The organism is Paractinoplanes ferrugineus (assembly GCF_016862195.1).
Lineage (GTDB): Bacteria > Actinomycetota > Actinomycetes > Mycobacteriales > Micromonosporaceae > Actinoplanes > Actinoplanes ferrugineus.
Genome location: NZ_BOMM01000001.1, coordinates 366,388 through 384,644 on the forward strand (window position 1 = coordinate 366,388; position 18,257 = coordinate 384,644).

The 18,257-nt window shown below is 70.0% G+C and carries 22 protein-coding genes; 12 read left to right on the top strand and 10 right to left on the bottom strand.

Annotated elements, in window-relative coordinates; all coding sequences use genetic code 11:
• The first annotated feature begins 152 nt into the window (after positions 1-152).
• Positions 153-1,412, top strand: a complete 1,260-nt coding sequence (locus tag Afe05nite_RS01700; RefSeq protein ID WP_203815101.1) for a S1C family serine protease — start codon at positions 153-155, stop codon at positions 1,410-1,412.
• Positions 1,413-1,451: 39 nt separating this feature from the next.
• Positions 1,452-1,862 (top strand): twin-arginine translocase TatA/TatE family subunit, encoded by a 411-nt coding sequence (locus tag Afe05nite_RS01705; protein ID WP_203815102.1) that lies wholly within the window; start codon positions 1,452-1,454, stop codon positions 1,860-1,862.
• 4 nt (positions 1,863-1,866) lie between these two features.
• Here the strand turns inward: Afe05nite_RS01705 and Afe05nite_RS01710 are convergent, their stop codons facing one another.
• The 3 genes from Afe05nite_RS01710 to Afe05nite_RS01720 are packed head-to-tail and all read right to left on the bottom strand — an operon-like array spanning position 1,867 to position 4,853.
• Positions 1,867-3,024: an Mrp/NBP35 family ATP-binding protein gene (locus Afe05nite_RS01710; protein WP_203815103.1), complete on the bottom strand. Its 1,158-nt coding sequence runs from the start codon at positions 3,022-3,024 to the stop codon at positions 1,867-1,869.
• 21 nt (positions 3,025-3,045) lie between these two features.
• Positions 3,046-3,573 carry a DUF1003 domain-containing protein gene (locus Afe05nite_RS01715; protein ID WP_203815104.1) on the bottom strand — a complete coding sequence of 176 codons (528 nt, stop codon included), beginning with the start codon at positions 3,571-3,573 and terminating at the stop codon, positions 3,046-3,048.
• Entirely contained in the window at positions 3,570-4,853 is a 1,284-nt protein-coding gene (locus Afe05nite_RS01720; RefSeq protein WP_203815105.1) for a magnesium transporter MgtE N-terminal domain-containing protein, read from the bottom strand. The genes Afe05nite_RS01715 and Afe05nite_RS01720 overlap by 4 nt, the downstream gene beginning before the upstream one ends.
• A 27-nt stretch (positions 4,854-4,880) precedes the next feature.
• On the opposite strand from Afe05nite_RS01720, the gene Afe05nite_RS01725 reads away from it, so the two are divergent.
• Positions 4,881-5,750, top strand: coding sequence for a PhzF family phenazine biosynthesis protein (locus tag Afe05nite_RS01725; RefSeq protein ID WP_203815106.1), 870 nt, complete (start codon positions 4,881-4,883; stop codon positions 5,748-5,750).
• A gap of 18 nt (positions 5,751-5,768) precedes the next feature.
• On the opposite strand, the gene Afe05nite_RS01730 is transcribed toward Afe05nite_RS01725, so the two are convergent.
• Entirely contained in the window at positions 5,769-6,266 is a 498-nt protein-coding gene (locus Afe05nite_RS01730) for a hypothetical protein (RefSeq protein WP_203815107.1), read from the bottom strand.
• A 4-nt stretch (positions 6,267-6,270) separates the two neighbouring features.
• A complete protein-coding gene (locus Afe05nite_RS01735) occupies positions 6,271-6,981 on the bottom strand; it encodes an HAD family hydrolase (protein WP_203815108.1) in 711 nt (236 codons plus the stop codon).
• Positions 6,982-7,117: 136 nt separating this feature from the next.
• Between Afe05nite_RS01735 and Afe05nite_RS01740 the strand changes: the two genes are divergently transcribed.
• Positions 7,118-8,029 carry a DMT family transporter gene (locus tag Afe05nite_RS01740; protein ID WP_203815109.1) on the top strand — a complete coding sequence of 304 codons (912 nt, stop codon included), beginning with the start codon at positions 7,118-7,120 and terminating at the stop codon, positions 8,027-8,029.
• Positions 8,030-8,106: 77 nt separating this feature from the next.
• Entirely contained in the window at positions 8,107-8,757 is a 651-nt protein-coding gene (locus tag Afe05nite_RS01745; RefSeq protein ID WP_203815110.1) for a hypothetical protein, read from the top strand.
• 39 nt (positions 8,758-8,796) lie between these two features.
• Here the strand turns inward: Afe05nite_RS01745 and Afe05nite_RS01750 are convergent, their stop codons facing one another.
• Positions 8,797-9,228 (bottom strand): DUF4190 domain-containing protein, encoded by a 432-nt coding sequence (locus tag Afe05nite_RS01750; RefSeq protein WP_203815111.1) that lies wholly within the window; start codon positions 9,226-9,228, stop codon positions 8,797-8,799.
• A gap of 107 nt (positions 9,229-9,335) precedes the next feature.
• On the opposite strand from Afe05nite_RS01750, the gene Afe05nite_RS01755 reads away from it, so the two are divergent.
• Positions 9,336-10,265, top strand: coding sequence for an SDR family NAD(P)-dependent oxidoreductase (locus Afe05nite_RS01755; RefSeq protein ID WP_203815112.1), 930 nt, complete (start codon positions 9,336-9,338; stop codon positions 10,263-10,265).
• Positions 10,266-10,306: 41 nt separating this feature from the next.
• Here the strand turns inward: Afe05nite_RS01755 and Afe05nite_RS01760 are convergent, their stop codons facing one another.
• The 4 genes from Afe05nite_RS01760 to trxA form a co-directional block, all read right to left on the bottom strand.
• Positions 10,307-10,777 (bottom strand): DUF4190 domain-containing protein, encoded by a 471-nt coding sequence (locus Afe05nite_RS01760; RefSeq protein ID WP_203815113.1) that lies wholly within the window; start codon positions 10,775-10,777, stop codon positions 10,307-10,309.
• A 58-nt stretch (positions 10,778-10,835) separates the two neighbouring features.
• Positions 10,836-11,243, bottom strand: coding sequence for a CoA-binding protein (locus Afe05nite_RS01765; protein ID WP_203815114.1), 408 nt, complete (start codon positions 11,241-11,243; stop codon positions 10,836-10,838).
• 16 nt (positions 11,244-11,259) lie between these two features.
• Entirely contained in the window at positions 11,260-13,215 is a 1,956-nt protein-coding gene (locus tag Afe05nite_RS01770) for an intein-containing Rv2578c family radical SAM protein (RefSeq protein WP_203815115.1), read from the bottom strand.
• 117 nt (positions 13,216-13,332) lie between these two features.
• On the bottom strand, positions 13,333-13,695 hold the full coding sequence (gene trxA, locus Afe05nite_RS01775; RefSeq protein ID WP_203815116.1) for a thioredoxin: 363 nt from the start codon (positions 13,693-13,695) through the stop codon (positions 13,333-13,335).
• Between the two features lie 433 nt (positions 13,696-14,128).
• Here trxA and Afe05nite_RS01780 point away from each other — a divergent pair, with 433 nt between their 5' ends.
• The 6 genes from Afe05nite_RS01780 to Afe05nite_RS01805 all read left to right on the top strand — a co-directional run bounded on the left by Afe05nite_RS01780 (position 14,129) and on the right by Afe05nite_RS01805 (position 18,231).
• Complete coding sequence (locus Afe05nite_RS01780) at positions 14,129-14,761, top strand: TrmH family RNA methyltransferase (protein WP_203815117.1); 633 nt, start codon at positions 14,129-14,131, stop codon at positions 14,759-14,761.
• A gap of 64 nt (positions 14,762-14,825) precedes the next feature.
• A complete protein-coding gene (locus Afe05nite_RS01785; RefSeq protein WP_344223012.1) occupies positions 14,826-15,500 on the top strand; it encodes a DUF6758 family protein in 675 nt (224 codons plus the stop codon).
• 129 nt (positions 15,501-15,629) lie between these two features.
• Positions 15,630-15,788 carry a hypothetical protein gene (locus Afe05nite_RS01790; protein ID WP_203725175.1) on the top strand — a complete coding sequence of 53 codons (159 nt, stop codon included), beginning with the start codon at positions 15,630-15,632 and terminating at the stop codon, positions 15,786-15,788.
• A gap of 9 nt (positions 15,789-15,797) precedes the next feature.
• Positions 15,798-16,628: a PH domain-containing protein gene (locus tag Afe05nite_RS01795; protein WP_203815119.1), complete on the top strand. Its 831-nt coding sequence runs from the start codon at positions 15,798-15,800 to the stop codon at positions 16,626-16,628.
• A gap of 73 nt (positions 16,629-16,701) precedes the next feature.
• The gene (locus Afe05nite_RS01800) at positions 16,702-17,556 is read left to right on the top strand and encodes a PHP domain-containing protein (RefSeq protein ID WP_203815120.1); all 855 of its coding nucleotides are present in this window, start codon (positions 16,702-16,704) and stop codon (positions 17,554-17,556) included.
• Positions 17,557-17,607: 51 nt separating this feature from the next.
• On the top strand, positions 17,608-18,231 hold the full coding sequence (locus Afe05nite_RS01805; RefSeq protein WP_203815121.1) for a MarC family protein: 624 nt from the start codon (positions 17,608-17,610) through the stop codon (positions 18,229-18,231).
• Positions 18,232-18,257: the final 26 nt, after the last annotated feature.

Here is an 18,257-nt window from a genome sequence, read left to right on the forward strand (position 1 = left end):
GGCTGCCTTCCGTTCGCCATTCGCGGGGCCGGCGAAACGGCTCACAGTGGGCTGTCGATGGGATAAACGGGCCGGGGCCGGGCGGTGTCCGAGATCCGTGTCATCCTGGAGGGGGAGCCGGGCTCCTGAGGGACCGTGAGGGAGGCACCGACGTGACCGACGGCTGGAACGCGCGCTCCGCTCCGCCGCCTGCCACCGGTCAGCCCATGCCGTCGCAGGGCACGTCGCCCTGGTGGTCGGACGCGCTGGCCGACCCGTGGCGTGACCCCTACACCCCGGCACATGTCGTGCTGCCGGCCGCGCGGGAGAGCGTCGGGCCCGCCCCCGAGCCGGTCACCGACCCCGACGCGCCGCGCCGCTCGCTCACCCCGATCTTGCTGATCTGCCTGGTCACCTCCCTGCTGGCGGGTGGCCTGGGCGGCACCCTGGGGTTCGTCTTCGCGGTCAAGGGCGGCTTCGCCAACTCCTCCGGCAGCAGCCTGGGCGCGTCCCCGACCGAGGCTCCGGCCGCGGTCAACCGGGCGCCCGACTCGAACGCCGGCGTGGTCAGCAAGGTGCTGCCGAGCGTCGTCACGGTCCGGGTGACCGGGGCGATCGGCTCCGGCTTCATCGTCTCCACCGACGGTTACGTGATCACCAACGACCATGTGGTCGAAGGGGCCGGCGAGACCATGTCGGTGTCGTTCAGCGACGGCTCGACCGCCTCGGCCAAACTGGTCGGCCGTGACCCCGAGTCCGACATCGCCGTGATCAAGGTCGCAAAGTCCGGGCTTCCCGCGGTCTCGCTGGGCGATTCCGACCAGCTCGCGGTCGGCGACCCGGTGTTCGCCTTCGGTTCGCCGCTGGCCTTGGTCAACACCGTGACCGCAGGCATCGTCAGCGCGCTCGACCGCACCATCCAGGCCGGTGAGCCGGGCGGCACCACCCGCTATTACGCGGCCGTGCAGACCGACGCCGCGGTCAACCAGGGCAACTCCGGCGGCCCGCTGGTCAACGCGGCCGGTCAGGTCGTCGGGGTCAACTCGGTGATCCGCTCGGTGAGCGGCACCGAGACCCAGGCCGGCAACATCGGTCTGGCCTTCGCGATCCCGATCAACCAGGCCAAGCGGATCGCCGGCGACATCATCGACCACGGCAAGGCCCGCCGCACCGTGATCGGCGCCGAGGTCGTGACCGGCACCTCCACGGCCGGGGCCCGGCTGCGCTCGGTCGACCCGGCCGGTCCCGCGGGCTCCGCCGGGCTCAAGGCCGGTGACGTGGTGACCCGTCTCGACCACCACATCCTCGAGGACGGCAGCGATCTGATCGCGCTGGTCCGTAAGTACGCACCGGGTACGGTGATCCCCGTCGAGTACCGCCGCGGGACCAAGACCGAGTCCGCATCGGTCACTCTGGTCGCCGACTCGAACTAGGCCGTAGGCTAGGCGCCGGACCGAGAGGGAGGCCGCCTCATGTTCGAGAACCTGAACTGGTGGGAGATCGGCGCGCTGCTGCTGCTGGCGCTGCTGATCTTCGGTGAGCGCCTGCCCAAGGTGATCGGCGACGGCCTGAAGATGCTGCGCGGTCTGCGGGCGATGGCGCAGAACGCCACCACCGACCTCAACCGCGAGTTGGGCACCGACCTCCAGCTGCAGGACCTGCACCCGAAGGCGTTCATCCGCAAGCACATCCTCAGCGAGGAGGACGAGGCGGCGCTCCGCAAGCCGCTGCAGGGTCTGCTGGAGGATGTGAAGACCGACCTCAACGGGGTCAAGGCGGATCTGACCGACGTGGCGGCCGCGGCCGACATCAAGAAGCCCGCCTCCACCGCACCGAGGACCGGCGCGGTGGAGAAGCGGGCTTTCGACCTCGACGCGACCTAGGTCCTCAGCGTCGCGCGTTGACCATCAGGCCCAGCGGCTTGCCGACCAGCGACTCGCGTCGCAGGGCCAGCCGGTCGGCCACCGCGTCCAGGGCCTTGGCCGCCGGTGCCTCCGGGTCGGCCAGCACGATGGGGGTGCCGGCGTCGCCGGCTTCACGCACTCGGGTGTCGAGCGGGATCTGCCCGAGCAGCGGCACCGAGGCGCCGACGGTCCGGGTCAGCGAGTCGGCCACGGTCTGGCCGCCGCCCGAGCCGAAGACCTCCATGCGGGAGCCGTCCGGCATCTCCAGCCAAGACATGTTCTCCACCACACCGACGAGGCGCTGGTGGGTCTGCAGCGCGATCGCGCCGGCCCGCTCGGCCACCTCGGCGGCCGCCGCCTGCGGGGTGGTCACGACCAGGATCTCGGCGTTGGGCAGCAGCTGGGCCAGCGAGATCGCCACGTCACCGGTGCCCGGCGGGAGGTCGAGCAGCAGCACGTCCAGGTCGCCCCAGTAGACGTCGGCGAGGAACTGCTGCAGTGCGCGGTGCAGCATCGGGCCACGCCACACCACTGCCGCGTTGCCGGCCGTGAACATGCCGATCGAGATCACCTTCACGCCGTGCGACTGCGGCGGCATGATCATTTCTTCGACCCGGGTGGGCCGGCCGTCGACGCCGAGCATGCGGGGTACCGAGTGGCCGTAGATGTCCGCGTCGAGCACGCCGACCGACAGGCCACGCTGGGCCAGGGCGGCCGCCAGGTTGACGGTCACGCTCGACTTGCCGACCCCGCCCTTGCCGCTGGCCACCGCGTACACCCTGGTGCGGGAGCCGGGCTGGGCGAACGGAATCACCGGTTCGGCAGTCGCGGAACCACCGCGCAGCGTGCTCTGCAGCGCCTTGCGCTGCTCCTCGGACATCACCCCGAAGTCGACCACCACCCCGGTGATCCCCGGAATCGCGGTGAGCGCGGCGGTGATGTCGTTGTTGAGCTTGTCGCGCAGGGGGCAGCCGGCCACGGTGAGGAGCAGCTCGACCTTGACGGTGCTGCCGGCGACGGTGAAGCCCTTGACCATGCCGAGGTCGGTGATCGGGCGGCGGATCTCGGGGTCGTCGACGGTCGCCAGGGCGGCCTGGATCGCATCCTCGAGCGTGGGAGCAGGTGTAACCGGCGTAGCCATATGAACAACTTTACTTCGGCGTCAGGTGCGCTCTTCCTCCCACTCCGAGCGGGCCCGCTTCTCCCGCCGGTGGGCCGCCTCGTCCAGTTCGTCGGCCAGTCGCGCCAGCTCGCTGCGCAGGAAGTCGCGGGTGGCCACCTCGCCCAGCGCGATCCGCAGCGAGGCGATCTCCCGGGCCAGGTATTCCGTGTCCGCCTTCTGCATCGCGGCCCGGCGCCGGTCCTCCTCCATGGTCAGGCGGTCGCGGTCGGTCTGCCGGTTCTGCGCGAGCAGGATCAGCGGGGCCGCGTAGGACGCCTGCAAGGACAGGATCAAGGTCAGGAACGTGAAGGTGTACGGGTCGAACTGCAGGTGCGCCGGGGTCAGCGTGTTCCACAGGAACCAGCCCGCGATCACCAGCGTCATCCACACGATGAACTGGGCCGTGCCCATGTAGCGGGCGATGTTCTCGGACCACTGTCCGAACGTCTCCGGGTTGAACCGGGGCAGGCGCACCCGGCCCGGCTCGACCGGCTGGTCCAGCCGGTCCCGGCGTGGCTCCGTGCTCACAGCTCGATCCCGTTTTCGTCATCGTCGGCGGTGTCCCGGTCGCGCCAGTCGCGCGGCAGCGAATGGTCGAGCACGTCGTCGACCGTCACCGCGCCCAGCAGTCGGTGCGTGCTGTCCACCACTGGCATCGCCACCAGGTCGTAGGTGGCCATCCGCCGGGTCATCTCGGCGAGCCCGATCTGCGGCCGCAGCGGTTCCAGGTCGTTGTCGACGATGCCACCCAGGATGGAGGCCGGCGGCTCGCGCAGCAGCCGCTGAAAATGCACCATGCCGAGGTACTTACCCGTCGGGGTGGCCGAGGGCGCACGGGCGACGAAGACCTGGGCGGCCACCACCGGCGACAGATCGGGTTCGCGGATGCGGGCCAGCGCCTCGGCCACCGTCGCGTCCGGTGTCATGATCACCGGCTCGGACGTCATCACCGAACCGGCCGTGCCCGGTTGGTAGCTCATCAGCTGGCGGACCGGGGCTGCCTCTTCCGGCTCCATCAGGTCGAGCAGCACCGTCTGCTCCGCCTTGGGCAGCTCGGCGAGCAGGTCGGCGGCGTCGTCCGGGTCCATCCGTTCGAGCACGTCGGCGGCCCGTTCCCGGTCCAGCTGCACCAGGATCTCCACCTGGTCGTGCTCGGGCAGCTCCTCCAGCACGTCGGCGAGTTTACGGTCGCTCAGGGCGGCCGCCACCTCGTTGCGGCGGGCGTCCGGCAGGTCCTGCAGCGCGTTCGCCATGTCGGCCGGGCGCATCGGCTCGAGCAGCGCCAGCAGGTTGGACGTGCCCTGCGTGTCGGTCGGGCCGAACAGGTTGTGAACGCGTTCGTACTCGGCCTGGTAGACGTGCCCGCGCCGGGCCAGCCGCCCGGTGTGCTCACGCACGGCGAGCCGGGTGACCACCCACTCGTTGTTGCGGGTCAGGTCCATGCCGATGTCGACCACATTGCCCGGCTGGCCGGGTCCGTCGCCGGTTTCCGGCATGACCGTGACCCGGCGGTCGAGCAGGTCCTCCACCACGAGCAACTCGTTCGGCCGCTTCTCGAACCGGCGCAGGTTGAGCGTGCCGGTGCTCAGCACCACCGCTTCGGAATCCATCGAGGTGACCCGGCCGATCGGCAGGAAGATCCGCCGGCGCAGCGCCATCTCGGCGACCAGCCCCACCACCTGCGGCGGCCGGTTGGTGGTGCGCAGCCGAACGACGGCGTCACGCACCCGGCCCACCCGGTCGCCGTTGGGGTCGAACACACCCAGGCCGGCGAGCCGGGCCAGATAAACCCTCGTCCCCATGGTCACCGAACCAGCCTAGGTTAGGGTCCCGACATGTCCACCTTGGCGTACGAGATCGTCGACGTGTTCACCGACCGCCCGTTCGCCGGCAACCCCCTGGCGGTCGTCTACGGGGCCGACGACCTCGCCGGTGCTCAGCTGCACACCCTGGCCCGGGAGTTCAACCTCGCCGAGACCGTGTTCGTGCTGCCGCCCTCCCGGCCGGGCGCGACCTATCGAGTCCGGATCTTCACCCCGGAGTCGGAACTCCCGTTCGCCGGCCATCCGAGCGTCGGCGCCGCGGTCACCCTGATGCGCCGGGGCGAGTTCCCAGCCGGTCGGGTGGTTCAGGAGTGCGGCGCCGGCCTGCTGTCACTCGAGGTGCGTCCGGCCGGTTCGGCGACGCTCACCGGTGGTGAGCCGACGCTCGGCGAACCCCTGGACGCGGCCCCGCTGCTGGCGGTGGCCGGCCTGCCGGCCGAGAGTGCGCTCGCCGCGCCACGTCCGGCCGGGTGCGGCCTGAGCTGGGTGTTTCTTCCCGTACGCCGGGAGCAGCTCGCCGACATCCAGATCGACGGCGCCGCCGCGGCTCGGCTCGGCGTCCCCGACATCTGCTACTTCGCCTGGTCACCCGAGTCGCGCGAGGCCCACTCCCGGGTGATGTGCCCGGGCAGCGCCGTCCCGGAGGACCCGGCGACCGGCTCGGCCGCCCTGGGCCTGGGCGTCTGGCTGGTCGCCGCGGGCTGGTTGCCCCCGTCCGAGGTCTCGGGCTACCGGGTCCACCAGGGCTCCGAGGTGAAGCGCCCGTCGATGCTGGACTGCACCGTGACCGCGGTCGAGGGGCGCGCCGTCGCCGCGACGGTGGCCGGCCACGTGGTCCCGATCGCCCGAGGCGAGATCGTCGTCCCCCCGTTCGTCGGCTGATCTCCGCCCGGTGACCGGTCAGGAGCGACGCACCCGGTGCAGCTTGAACGGCTTGCGGGTCTGGTTGCGGGCCGGGGTCTGCCGGGGGACGGCGGCGCCGGAGTCGGTGGGCAGGTCGGGTGAAGCCAGCGGCGCGTGCTGCTCCGGCGGGGTCAGCCGGACGATCGCGCAACCCGCCGCGGCCCACCGGGCCACCAGCTCGTCGAACGTGCCGGAGGCGTTGAGTCGCTTCTGCGCGAGTTGCGGGGCAACCGTCGTCCATTCCTCGGAACCGGGCTGGAGACGGGTCACCGCCATGTCGCTGACCACGATCAGGCCGCCGTTGTCACCGCGCAGGCGCACCGACGCCGTGCTCGCCTCGGCGAGGCCCGGGGCGTATTGCTCACCGGGCCCGCTGACCACGATCAGCGAGCCCTCCAGCGGCATGCACCAGAGCCCGAGCGCCGGCCCGTCCCCGATCGAGACCCAGGCCAGCGCCGCCTTCTTCAGTGCCTCATCCAAGACCGCAGACGTCACCGCATCAGGCTACCGGCTGCGACGCCGGCTGCAGACTGTCGATCAAGCCGATCACCTCGGAAAGCGACCGCACGGTGCGCCCGGCGAAGTTGGTGTCCGAGTCGAAGACCAGGTGACGGGCCAGGTCGGGGGCGGCCAGCCGGACCGGTGTCATGCCGACCGCGGCGGCTCCGGTGAGCTCGTGACTGCCGCCGTCCCCGACGTACAGGCATTCGGCCGGGCGGACTGCTAGCTCATCGCAGGCGGCCAGGTAGATGCGCGGGTCTGGCTTGCAGACCCCCTGGCGTACGGAATAGATCGTCGCGTCGAGCAGCGGCGCGACCGGCAGACTCGGCAGGAAGGCCGGCAGTTCGTGGGTGCAGTCGCTGATCACCGCGGTGGCGAGGCCGCGCCGCTGGAGGGCGGTGAGCACGCTGACCGCATCGGAGCGCAGCCGGGTGTCGGCCCGCAACGCGTTGATCCGGGCCGGCACCCCGGCTCGGACCTGCGACGCCCGGGGCCGCCCGCCGGCCTGCTCGATGACCCACCGTAGGGTGGCTTCCGCGTTGCCGTACCGGCCCCGGGCCCGCGCCCGGAAGGTGCGGTCGAGCACGCCGCGCACCGCTTCCGGGTCGACGCCGAGGGATCGGGCGATCTCGGCGTGCTGTGGTCCGCGTTGGACCGCGCGGGTCAACGTGCCAAAAAAGTCAAACACGACCGCACGGTATGCGGGCATGGTAAATCAGCCTCCCGGGCATCGGATGGTTCAAAAAGGGCGAAGAAGCGTTGGCGACTGTAGTCGCCACGTTACTTTCCGTTCAATAGCAGTCGATAAATGTGCTGAACAACTCTGCAAGAAGCGACGGCCGGGGATGAATGCTCGCTCACCACGCGTACTGACGGCGTTTTCCCTGGTAGTGGCGGTTCTGGCAGTCTCCTCCTCGGGGCCGCTCATCGCTTTCGCGACCGCTCCGGCACTGGCTATCGCCTTCTGGCGAAACGGACTGGCCACGGTGGTGCTGACCCCGGTCACCCTCGGCCGCCGCCGCGGCGAGCTCACCGGCGGCGGCCGGCGTGCGCTGACCTTCTGCCTGCTGGCCGGCGTCGCCCTGGCCGCGCACTTCGCCACCTGGATGCCGAGCGTCCAGCTGGGCTCGGTGGCCACCGCCACCGCGCTCGGCGCCACCCAGCCGGTGTGGCAGGGCCTGATCGCCGCCGGCCAGGGCCGTCGTCCCTCGACCGCGGGCTGGATCGGCATCGCACTGGCGGTCGGGGGGGCCGCCTGGACCACCGGCCTCGACGTCGGCGTCTCCGGCACGGCCGTACTCGCCGACGTGCTCGCCGTGTTCGGAGCGATCTTCGCCGCGGTCTACACGGCGCTCGGCGAGCAGGCCCGCGCGACGTTGAGCACCACCACGTACACCTGGATCTGTTATGGGTCCTGCGCGGTTCTGCTGCTTCTGGTCTGCCTGATCGGCGGGGTACGGCTGGGCGGTTACGACAATCGGACCTGGGCGGCGATCCTGGCCCTGGTGGCGGGCGCCCAACTGCTCGGCCATTCGATGTTCAACTACGCCCTGCAGCGCACCTCGGCGACGACGGTGAGCGTGTTGATCCTGCTCGAGGTTCCCGGCGCGGCCCTGCTGGCCTGGCTCTGGCTCGGTCAGCAGCCGCGAGTCGACGCACTGCCCGGCCTGGGCCTGCTCCTGGCCGGCGTGGTGGTGGTCATCCTCGGCGCCACCAGGGCAAACCGGCCGGTGGTCGACCCCGCCCGCACCGACTGACGCCCGGCTCGTTCGTTGAACTGATCGGGGCGCTGGTTGGCGGCCGCGGTCGGGGGCGGGTAGATAGGGGGCATGCGATGTATCGCGATCGATTGCGGATCGGGCCGGGTCTGGTGCTCGGGATGGCTCTCATGATCGGCGGGTGTGGCGACCCCGGCGACGGCGAGATCGTCGACTCCCCGGGCCTGACCGGAGGCTGGAGCACAGCCGGCTGCGCGGTCGAGCGCACGCCCGAGCAGGTCACGATGGGCGGTGTCACCATGCCGACCACGCCGGCCAAGCTCGAGGCCGTGATGGGCCGCATCGAGGAGGCCGGCCGGTCCCGGTTCGCCGACAGCTACGCCGGCATCGAAGTCGACCAGGAGCGGGTGCGGGCCGTCGTCTACCGGGTGCCGTCCGGCGCTTTCGACGACGTCATCCGCAAGGTGGCCGAGGACACCTGCGTCCTCGTCCAGGACGCCGACCACACCGCCACGTCCCTGGCCGTCTGGCACGACCGCATCCTGGCCGACCTGCCGTACTGGGGCCACCAGAACGTCTCGATCGTCAGCCTCGGCGCCCGCCACGACGGCAGCGGCGTCGAGATCGGCACCGTCGACCCGCTCAAGGCCCGGACGGCGCTGCTCGCCCGGTACGGCTCGCGGGCGCCGCTGGTCTTCGTCCCGGCCGACCCGGTCCGCCCGCTGCCCTCGCCCACCAGCCGGATCGCGCCCCCACCCGGTTCGTGACCTGATTCGGGGGAGTGGCAGCTCCCCGGGGCGACGGCGTCAGGAGAAACCGCCGCCGGCCACGCCGTAGATCACGATGGCGGCGATCGCGGCGACGGCGATGCCGCTGATCGTCCAGCCGACGATGATGCCGGCCAGTGCCATGCCGGCACCGTTGTTGCCGTTGTGCTTGATCCGGCTGCGGGCGACGTGGCCGAGGATCGCACCGACGATGCCGAGCAGCGCCCCGAAGCCGTAGAGGCAGATGCCGAGCACCGCCGCGCACGAGACCACCAGCGACGCGATGGCCAGGCCCTCGGTCTCCCGCGGCGGCTGATAACCGTACGGGTAGGCCGACGGTTGGTAGTAGGCCGGCTGGGCGTACGGGTCCGGCGGCATCGGGGCCGACATCGGCGGCATCGGCGGCTGATAGGGGTCCGGGGGCGGCGGCGTCGGGTTCGACGGCTGGTACGGCTGGTAGGGGTCGGTCATCGGGTCCTCCGTGCGGTTTCTGCGAAGTCACTGTAAACAAGCAGGTCTCGTGCGCCACGGGGGTGCGATGTTTGCCCTTGCCCAACTGACCGGGCAGGATCGCTCGCATGGTCTTCGACGCCCGCTCCTCCAGCGGAAGCCGTTCCCGCCGCGACGCGACTCGACCGGCCGCCGGTCGACGGCCGCGCGCCAGCTCCGCCGAGGCAGCGGATCCCGCCCTCACGGAGGCATCCGAATCCGCCCTCGCCGAGGCCGGCGACCCGGACGAGGCTCCGGTGACGCTCCGCCTCGACGGGAAGGTCGCGCTGGTCACGGGGGCGGGCAGCCCCGACGGCATCGGTTACGCGACCGCTCGCCGCCTGCGTGACCTCGGCGCCCGGGTGGCGATCGTCTCGACCACCCGGCGCATTCACGAACGGGCCGCCGAGCTGGGTGTCACCGGTTTCGTGGCCGACCTGACCGACGAGGCCGAGGTGGGTGCGCTCGCCGACGCGATCGTCGACCAGCTCGGTGACGTCGAAGTGCTCGTCAACAACGCGGGCCTGGCGAGCCGGGCCTCGCCCGAGGTGCTCCGCCCGGTGTCGCAGCTGACCTACGACGAGTGGAAGTCGGAGATCGACCGCAACCTCAGCACCGCGTTCCTGTGCAGTCGTGCTTTCCAGGGCGGCATGGCGGAGCAGGGCTGGGGTCGCATCGTCAACCTCGCGGCCACCGCCGGCCCGGTGAACGCGCTGCCCACCGAGGCGGCCTACGCGGCGGCCAAGGCGGGCGTCGTCGGCCTCACCCGGGCCTTGGCGATGGAGCTGGTCGCCGACGGCGTCAACGTCAACTGTGTGGCGCCCGGCACGATCTACACGGCCGCGTCCACCGTGACGGAGATCAAACAGGGTCTGGGTACGCCGATCGGCCGTCCCGGAGCGCCGGACGAGGTCGCGGCCGCGATCGCGTTCCTCTGCTCGCCGGCGGCGTCCTACATCACCGGCCAGATGCTCGTCGTCGACGGTGGCAACAGCGTGCGCGAGGCGGAGTTCCGCTGATCTTCCGGAGAGCCGGGCCGGCCCGGCTCTCCGCATCCGGATCAGTACGTGCTGCTGCTGTTGCTGACCGCGAAGGCGATGATGATGCCGTAGCCGATACAGACGAGCACCATCAAGCCGGTGAAGATGTAACCCAGCCAGAGACCGGCCGTGGCCAGGCCGTCGCCCTGCTCACCGCTCTGCCGGATCTGCTTCTTGGCGATGTGCCCGAGGATGATCGAGACCGGCGCGAAGATGAACGCGAACACCAGGGCCAGGATCGCCATCGTGTTGGTGCCCGGCGTCTGCACGTAGACGGGCTGTCCATAGGGGCCCGGCTGACCGTACGGCGGCTGACCGTAGGGCGGCGGCTGACCGTAGGGCTGGCCGCTGGTGGGCGGCGGGTAGCCACCGGGCTGGCCGCTTATCGGGTCCGGCGCCGCGTTGTACGGCGTCGTGGGGTCGCTCGACTGGCCGTACGGCTGGGCGGGCTGATATGGATCCGGCGTACCACCGGAGGGCGGGTATGTCACAGGGTCCTCCTACGTTTCCCGGCACCGTACTAGGCCGCGAGCAGGATAGGCGCCCCGGTCAGGGCAGTCTGCTGAGATTTCCCGCGGCCCGTTCGACAGCCAGACAACGATCTTCGATGTAGTCGATGTCGGCCTCCTCGGCCAGTCGCCGCGCCTCCGTCGAGAAGATGCCGCTCTGCAGCCACACCGCCGGTGCCTTGATCTCGATCGCCTGCCGGACCACGTCGACCGCGTCGCGCGCCGGCCGGAACACGTTGACGAGGTCGATCGGCTCGCCGATGTCGGCAAGCGTCGCAACCGCCGGCACTCCGAAGACCTCGTCGGCGAACGGGTTGACCGGAATGATCCGCCAGCCGTGCCGCAGCATCTGCCGGGGCACGGTGTGAGCCGACTTGAAGGGGTCGCGTGAGGCGCCGACCACGGCGATGACGTTGGCCTCGGCCAGAATCTGCTGCGCATCCCTCATGGTCCGACTGTAGCCATCACAACAGTGTCAGCTGCCGGTCCTCCCTCGTCGCGGGGGCGGCTTGCGTCGCCGGGGCGTCGACGGAACGGAGCTGCACCGGGTCGGGGCGGTGCAGGCCGTGTCGGCGGGCCGCCATGCGCACCCGCGCGCCGATCTCGTGCTGATAGGCCTGGGGCGAATAGGAACCGGAACCGAAGAGATCGCGGTAACGCGGCGCCAGCTCCGGATGGTTGCGGGTGAGCCAAGCTGCATACCACTCGCGGGCTCCCGGGCGCAGATGCAGCGGGATGGGCGTGACGCTGGTGGCGCCGGCTGCGGCGATGGCGGCCACCGTCTGGTCGATCGACTCCTCGCCGTCGGTCAGGCCGGGCAGGATCGGGGCCAGCAGAACGCCGATGTCGAAACCGGCGTCGGTGAGCCGCCGCACCACCTCGAGTCGTCGCCGCGGGCTCGGCGCACCCGACTCGACCGCCCGCCAGACCGTCTCGTCGACGAACCCGACCGAGACCGCGAGCCCGACCCGGGTCACCTCGGCTGCCTGTTGGAGCAGCTCGAGGTCGCGCAGGATGAGCGTGCCCTTGGTGAGGATCGAGAACGGGTTGGCGTGATCGCGCAGGGCCGCCAGGATCTCCGGCATCAGGCGATAGCGCCCCTCGGCGCGTTGGTAGACGTCGACGTTGGTGCCCATCGCGATCGACGCACCCGACCACCGGGGCGCGGCCAGCTCGCGGCGGATCAGCTCGCCCGCGTTGACCTTCACCACGATCTTGGTGTCGAAGTCGCGGCCGGCGTCGAGGTCGAGATAGGTGTGCGTGTTGCGGGCGAAGCAGTTGTGGCTGACCACGCCGTCAGCGATGAAGTCGCCGGTGCCGGTGCTGATGTCGAACAGCGGCAGGGTCAGCCCGAGCTCCGCGATGTCGGCCACCGCCAGCTCGCGGCTGCTGCGCACGCCCACCCCGGAGGCATCGAGCGGCGCGCCGGCCGCCCCGGTAAGGTGCCGGAAACGCAGCGCAGCCCACAGGTCGCGGTCGAGCTCGACGGTGGCGGACCCGCCGGGCCGGGTGCGGACCGGGGCCCGACTGGGCAGGCCGAGCCGGGTGAGCGCGTCGGTGATCCGGCTCAGGAACTGCTGATCGCCGCTGGTGAAGGTGATCGCGAGCCGGTCGGCCTGCCCGGTGGAGCCGAACGCCCCGGCCAGGAAGCCCCGGAACCAGCCGCCGCTCGGCTGCTCGGGCCAGCGCAGCGCCTCGTGCAGCGGGATGTCTTCGAGGTAGGTGTCGGCGCGCACCCAGGCGTCGCCCTCGCGGGCCGCGCGGCCGCCGGAGGCATCGCCCCGCACGAGGCCGCACAGGAAGCCGGCTTGGTAGTCAGGAGACTCCTTGGGCGGCTCGGCGAAGTGGCCGACCCCGAACATCAGGTCGCCGACGGCGAGGGCCGGCAGGTGCGGCTCGGCCGGGCTGACGTGCCGCCAGCCGCGGTCGGTGAGGAACCTGTGGTCGCCGCTCGCGACCAGCCGGGTGCCGTCGGCCAGGGTGACCCGGAAGGCGGGTTTGCGCGTCTCCCAGTGGTCGAGGACGGTCGTGGGCACATAACGCCGGCAGGCGCCGGCCCCCATGGTGCCCATGATCGCGTCACCGGTGCGCAGCTCGGCGAGGGGACGGGTGGTGCCGTCGGCCAGCAGGATCGGAGTGTCCCCGGCCAGGCAGTAGGAGCACGCGTGCGAACAGCCGCGATAGGGGTTGATGGTCCACTGGAACGGCACCCGCGACTGGCCCGGGACCCGGTTGATCAGGCTCTTGGCCTCGATCTCGTAGAACGTCATGCCGGCGAAGCCAGGAGTGTCGAAGGTGCGGACGGTGGCGCCGGGCAGCGCCAGCGGCAGGGGTGGAGCCGCCGGCGCTGCCCTGTCGGGGAGCGAGTCGCCGTCGTGCCCTTGACCGCCCGAGGGGGCCGACAGGTTGGACCATCGCATGGCGAGAATTCGAACACATGTTCGATCTCGTTGTCCAGTCGATCGGGGCGTGTCGGCGGGCGGACAAAAAGCGGCCCGCGGACCGGATGGTCCGCGGGCCGTCGCTTGGGGCCGAGCTCAGTGGCTGTGGGCCGCCAGCTGCTTGCGCACGTCGTCCATGTCGAGCTTCTCGACCTGCTCGATCAGGTTTTCCAGGGCCGACTCGGGCAGGGCGCCCGGCTGGGAGAAGACGATGACGCCGTCTCGGACGGCCATGATCGTCGGGATCGAGCGAATGTCGAACTTCGCGGCGAGCGCCTGCTCGGCCTCGGTGTCGACCTTGCCGAAGGTGATCTGCGGGTGCTTCTCCGAGGACCGCTCGTACGTCGGTGCGAAGCGAACGCACGGGCCGCACCAGCTGGCCCAGAAGTCGACCAGAACGATGCCGTCCTTGCTGGTCGCCTCGTCGAAGTTCTCTGCGGTCAGCGCAACCGTCGCCATGATGTCTCCGTCCGCGGGAAAATTGGCTTGCGTGCGATGAAACCCATCGTCCCCTTGTGCCATTCCCGGGGACGGGCTGGCGACACGTGTCATGCGGCACGTTTTCGGAACGCAATGTTGACCCTAGACCACTTATCGTAACGATAAGTGAGGAGAGCGCTCTCAGTTATCGAACAAGTTGCGACGTCCGTTTTGGAGACGAATACCGGGACATCGCCGTCTGCGCCCGGTGTTACCCCTGCTGAGCAGGTCTTTCTTGGTCGCTGAGAGTAATAGTAAAGATTCTTAAATGTGATTTGCCTCACATGCGAGAGACCTTCACGTAGATACGCAGGGTAAGGCAGACTTCTTTTTCACAGAGCGTGGGCGGCGGGTGCCGGGGAGGGCCCCGCCGCTCATTGCGTCTCCCCCCGGATGGGTAGCGTAACGGCCCATGATTGCGGGCGAGGACAACTCCGTCGAGGTCGGTGTGGGCCCCTGGGTGGGCGAGTGGCCGGTCGACCCGCGTTACGACCCGGAACTGCTGGCGCAGGGTGACCGCCGCAACGTCGTGGATCGCTATCGGTATTGGCGGCGTGAGGCCGTGGTGGCCGATCTGGACACGCACCGGCACGACTTCCACGTCGCGATCGAGAACTGGCAGCACGATCTCAACATCGGCACCGTGGTGCGCAACGCCAACGCCTTCCTCGCCGCCGAGGTGCACATCGTCGGCCTGCGCAAGTGGAACCGGCGCGGGGCCATGGTCACCGATCGCTACCAGCACGTTCGGCACCACCCGACGATCGAGGAGTTCATCTGGTGGGCCGCCGCCGAGGACCTGCCGGTGATCGGGATCGACAACCTGCCCGGCTCGCGGCCGATGGAGACGACCCGGCTGCCCCGGCGCTGCGTGCTGCTCTTCGGCCAGGAGGGGCCGGGTCTGTCGGAGCATGCCCGAGCGGCGTGCAGCCAGCTCTTCTCGATCGCCCAGTACGGCTCGACCAGATCGATAAACGCCGGGGTGGCCAGCGGGATCGCGATGCACGCCTGGATCCGGGCGCACGCCGAGCCCCCGCCCGGGTGAATTCCGCGGTTGCATCCGGGTTCTGCCGATCCGCTTGACGGCGGACCCGCGGCAGCTCACGGTTATGTGTGTGGGTGTCACGCTGAGTTGCCCCAGGTGTAGTGCACAGGTTCGCAAGCCGGACCTGATGCACAGTGACTGGCGCTGTGACAACTGCGGCGACGTCCCTCCGTTCCACGTCGCCGAGCACATCAGCGCCGAGATCGTCGACAGCATGCTGCGCCGGCCGTCGCCGGACCGGGTGCCGTTCTGGTGCCCGTGGCCGCTGCCCGCCGGCTGGATGGTCACCGGGGTCGGCTGGGCCGGCGACGATCGGCGTGGAGTGCGGGCGAGCGCGGTCTCGTGCAGCGGCCCGGAACCGCTCGGCGGCGGACTCGCCGATGTGGTCCTGATCGCCGAGCAACCGGGTGTCGGGCTGGGCACCAGATTCGCCGGTATCCCCGGTATAGACCCGGGATATCTGATCGCCGAGGCGCTGGCCGACCCCAGTGGACATGCCGGCCCGCACGCCAAGATCAAGGCGGCCGGCCACCCCACTCCACTGTGGTGCGTCAAGTCCCCGGAGGATCGAAGCGCCTACGTGAGTGAGGCCAAAGGAATGTGGCTCTATGCGGTAGCGTGGCCCGCAAGCGCGGGCTACTTCCTCGCCGAACATGTGGTGTTGCATGATCTGGCGGAGGGGGTGCCGCCCGAGCTCGTGTACGGAGCGCCGTCGCCTTACCTCCAGGGCAGGGTCTGAAAACCGGCTCTGACCTGCGGGTTAGGTATCGGCTTTTCGGTCACATTGTTCACACCGAGCGACGAAGCTGATACCGTCAGTACTGCCGCGGCGCTGACCGTCACCCGCAACCACAGGAGAAGGCCCGCCATGATCAAGAAGGTTCTCACCTGGCTTGGTATCGCGTTCTTGATCTTTTTCATTGCCTTCAATCCGAACTCGGCGGCGGACGTGTTCTCCTCCCTCGGAGGGACGATCGCCGATATTGCCCGGGGCTTCGGCCAGTTCTTCACCAACCTCGTCGCTTAGCATCACCACATGGGTGGTCCTGCTGAGCCGCACGAGCCTCGAAGCGAGGGTGCTGGGCGCCCCCGCGACGAGGACGACGAGAACTTCGGTTTTCGCTACGAGGACGATGTCGATCCTGACTACGCCAGGCGGCGTGCCTATTCGGACGGTCCCGGTTTCTCGCCGGACGCCGGATTCAACCCCGACGCGGGTTATGCCGACCCGGGCGAATACGAGCCGCCCCTCATCACCGAGGAAGAGCTAGCCGGTCTAGGCCCCGAAGGTGGCGGCGGCGGACCTCGGCGGGTGCTCCCGCTCGAGGACGAGCCGACCACTCTGGTCGCCCGCTATCTCTTCCCGACCGAGCGTTACCGCGGCGAGTGGAAGCGGCACTGGATCCATCTGTCCACACCGCTGGGCATCGGCGCCGGTGCGACCCTCCTGCTGGGATACCTCGCCGGCTTCCTGACCCGCCAAAATGTCGACGGCCTGGTCACGGTGGCGGTGCTGATCTGGCTGGGCGTCATCGGCTGGGTCGCCTGGAAGGTCTTCGACTGGTATTTCGACAGGTTCATCCTGACCAACAAGCGGGTGATGGTCGTCAACGGCATCATCACCCGACGGGTGGCCATGATGCCGCTTCTGCGGGTGACCGACATGAAATACGAGCAGTCCGCCCTGGGCCGGATGCTCAGCTACGGCACGTTCGTGCTCGAGTCGGCCGGCCAGGACCAGGCGCTCCGCGAGGTCAAGCACCTGCCCAACCCCAACGAGCTCTACCTGCGAGTCGTCGAGGAGATGTACGAACCGCAGGCCGTCGAAGCCCGCCTGGGCAAGGACGGCGACGGCGACGACGCCTGACAAATTGACTCTGTGACCAAGTGATCTGGTCTCCGCCCGGTCGCGCCTTGTGCGCGGCCGGTAGCGTTTTCGGGTGACCTCTATCGACCTGCACTGCCACTCGACCGCCAGCGACGGCACCCTCACCCCCGCGCAACTGGTCACCGCGGGAGCCGCAGCCGGCCTCGACGTCATGGCGATCACCGATCACGACACCACCGGGGGCTGGGCCGAGGCGGCCGCGGGCCGGCCGGCGGGGCTCACCCTCGTGCGTGGTGCGGAGTTGTCCTGCCGCTGGTCCGGGGGCGAGGGCTACCCGATCGCGCTGCACCTGCTCGCCTACCTCTTCGACCCGGCCGAGCCCCGGCTCGCGGCCGATCTCGCCGCCCTCCGGGAAGATCGCGAACAGCGCGCCGAGAAGATCGTGACGAAACTGCGTGCCGACGGGGTGCCGATCAGCTGGGAAGAAGTGCACGGCTACGCGGCGGGCGGCTCGGTCGGCCGGCCGCACATCGCCCAGGCGCTGATCCGGGCCGGTCTGGTCAACACGACCAACGAGGCGTTCGCCTCCCGCTGGCTGGGGGCGCGCTACTTCGTACCAAAAAATGATCTTGATGTTTTCGAGGCCGTGCGGGCGGTCCGGGAAGCCGGTGGGGTCGCGGTCTTCGCGCATCCCCGGGCCACCGTGCGCGGGCGGGTGGTGCCGGACCGGCTGGTCGCCGAACTCGCCGAGGCCGGCCTCTTCGGACTCGAGGCCGACCACGAGGACCACACGCCCATCGAGCGGGCCCACGTGCGGGCCCTGGCGGAAGACCTCGGTCTGGTGGTCACCGGTTCGTCCGACTTCCACGGCACGCACAAGACGGTCAAGCTGGGTGCGTTCCGCACGGCGCTTGAGGCGTACGAGAAAATCGTGTCCGCCGCGACCGGAGTGCCGGTCCTGGGGTGACGCTGGACGCACCAGCCTGCGCGCGGGACCCGATCCCCATACCTTGTTCGGGTGAATCTGAAGTTCCTCGGTGAGGTCTACGTGACCCTGCTGGTCATCGTCGACCCGCCCGGCATGGTGCCGGTGTTCCTGGCGCTGACCGGAGCCATGCCCGCCCGCCAGCGGATGAAAGCGGGCACGCAGGCGGTGCTGCTCGCCCTCGGCGTCATCGTCGGCTTCGCGGTGGCCGGGCAGACGCTGCTCGACTATCTGCACGTCCAACTGCCCGCGCTGCAAGGCGCCGGTGGTCTGCTGCTCGTCCTGGTCGCGCTCCAACTGCTCACCGGCAAGGCCGACGAGACGGAGGCGCAGGGCCAGACCACCAACGTCGCGCTCGTGCCGATCGGAACCCCGCTGCTGGCCGGGCCGGGCGCGATCGTCGCGACAATGCTTTTCGTACGCCGGGCCGAGGGCCTGGGCGAGTACGCCGTGATCGGCATCGGCATCCTCCTGGTGATGCTGACCGTCTGGTTGGTGCTGCGGTTCTCCGGGGGGATCGTCAAACTGCTCCGCCCGGCCGGTATCGAGGTGCTGACCCGCATCGCCGGCCTGCTCCTGGCGGCCATCGCCGTACAGCTGATCGCCGACGCCGTCGACGCGTTCGTGGAGCTCTACGCGGCGGCCTTCGCGGCCTGAGATTCTTGTCGGAGGGTGCTGGCAGG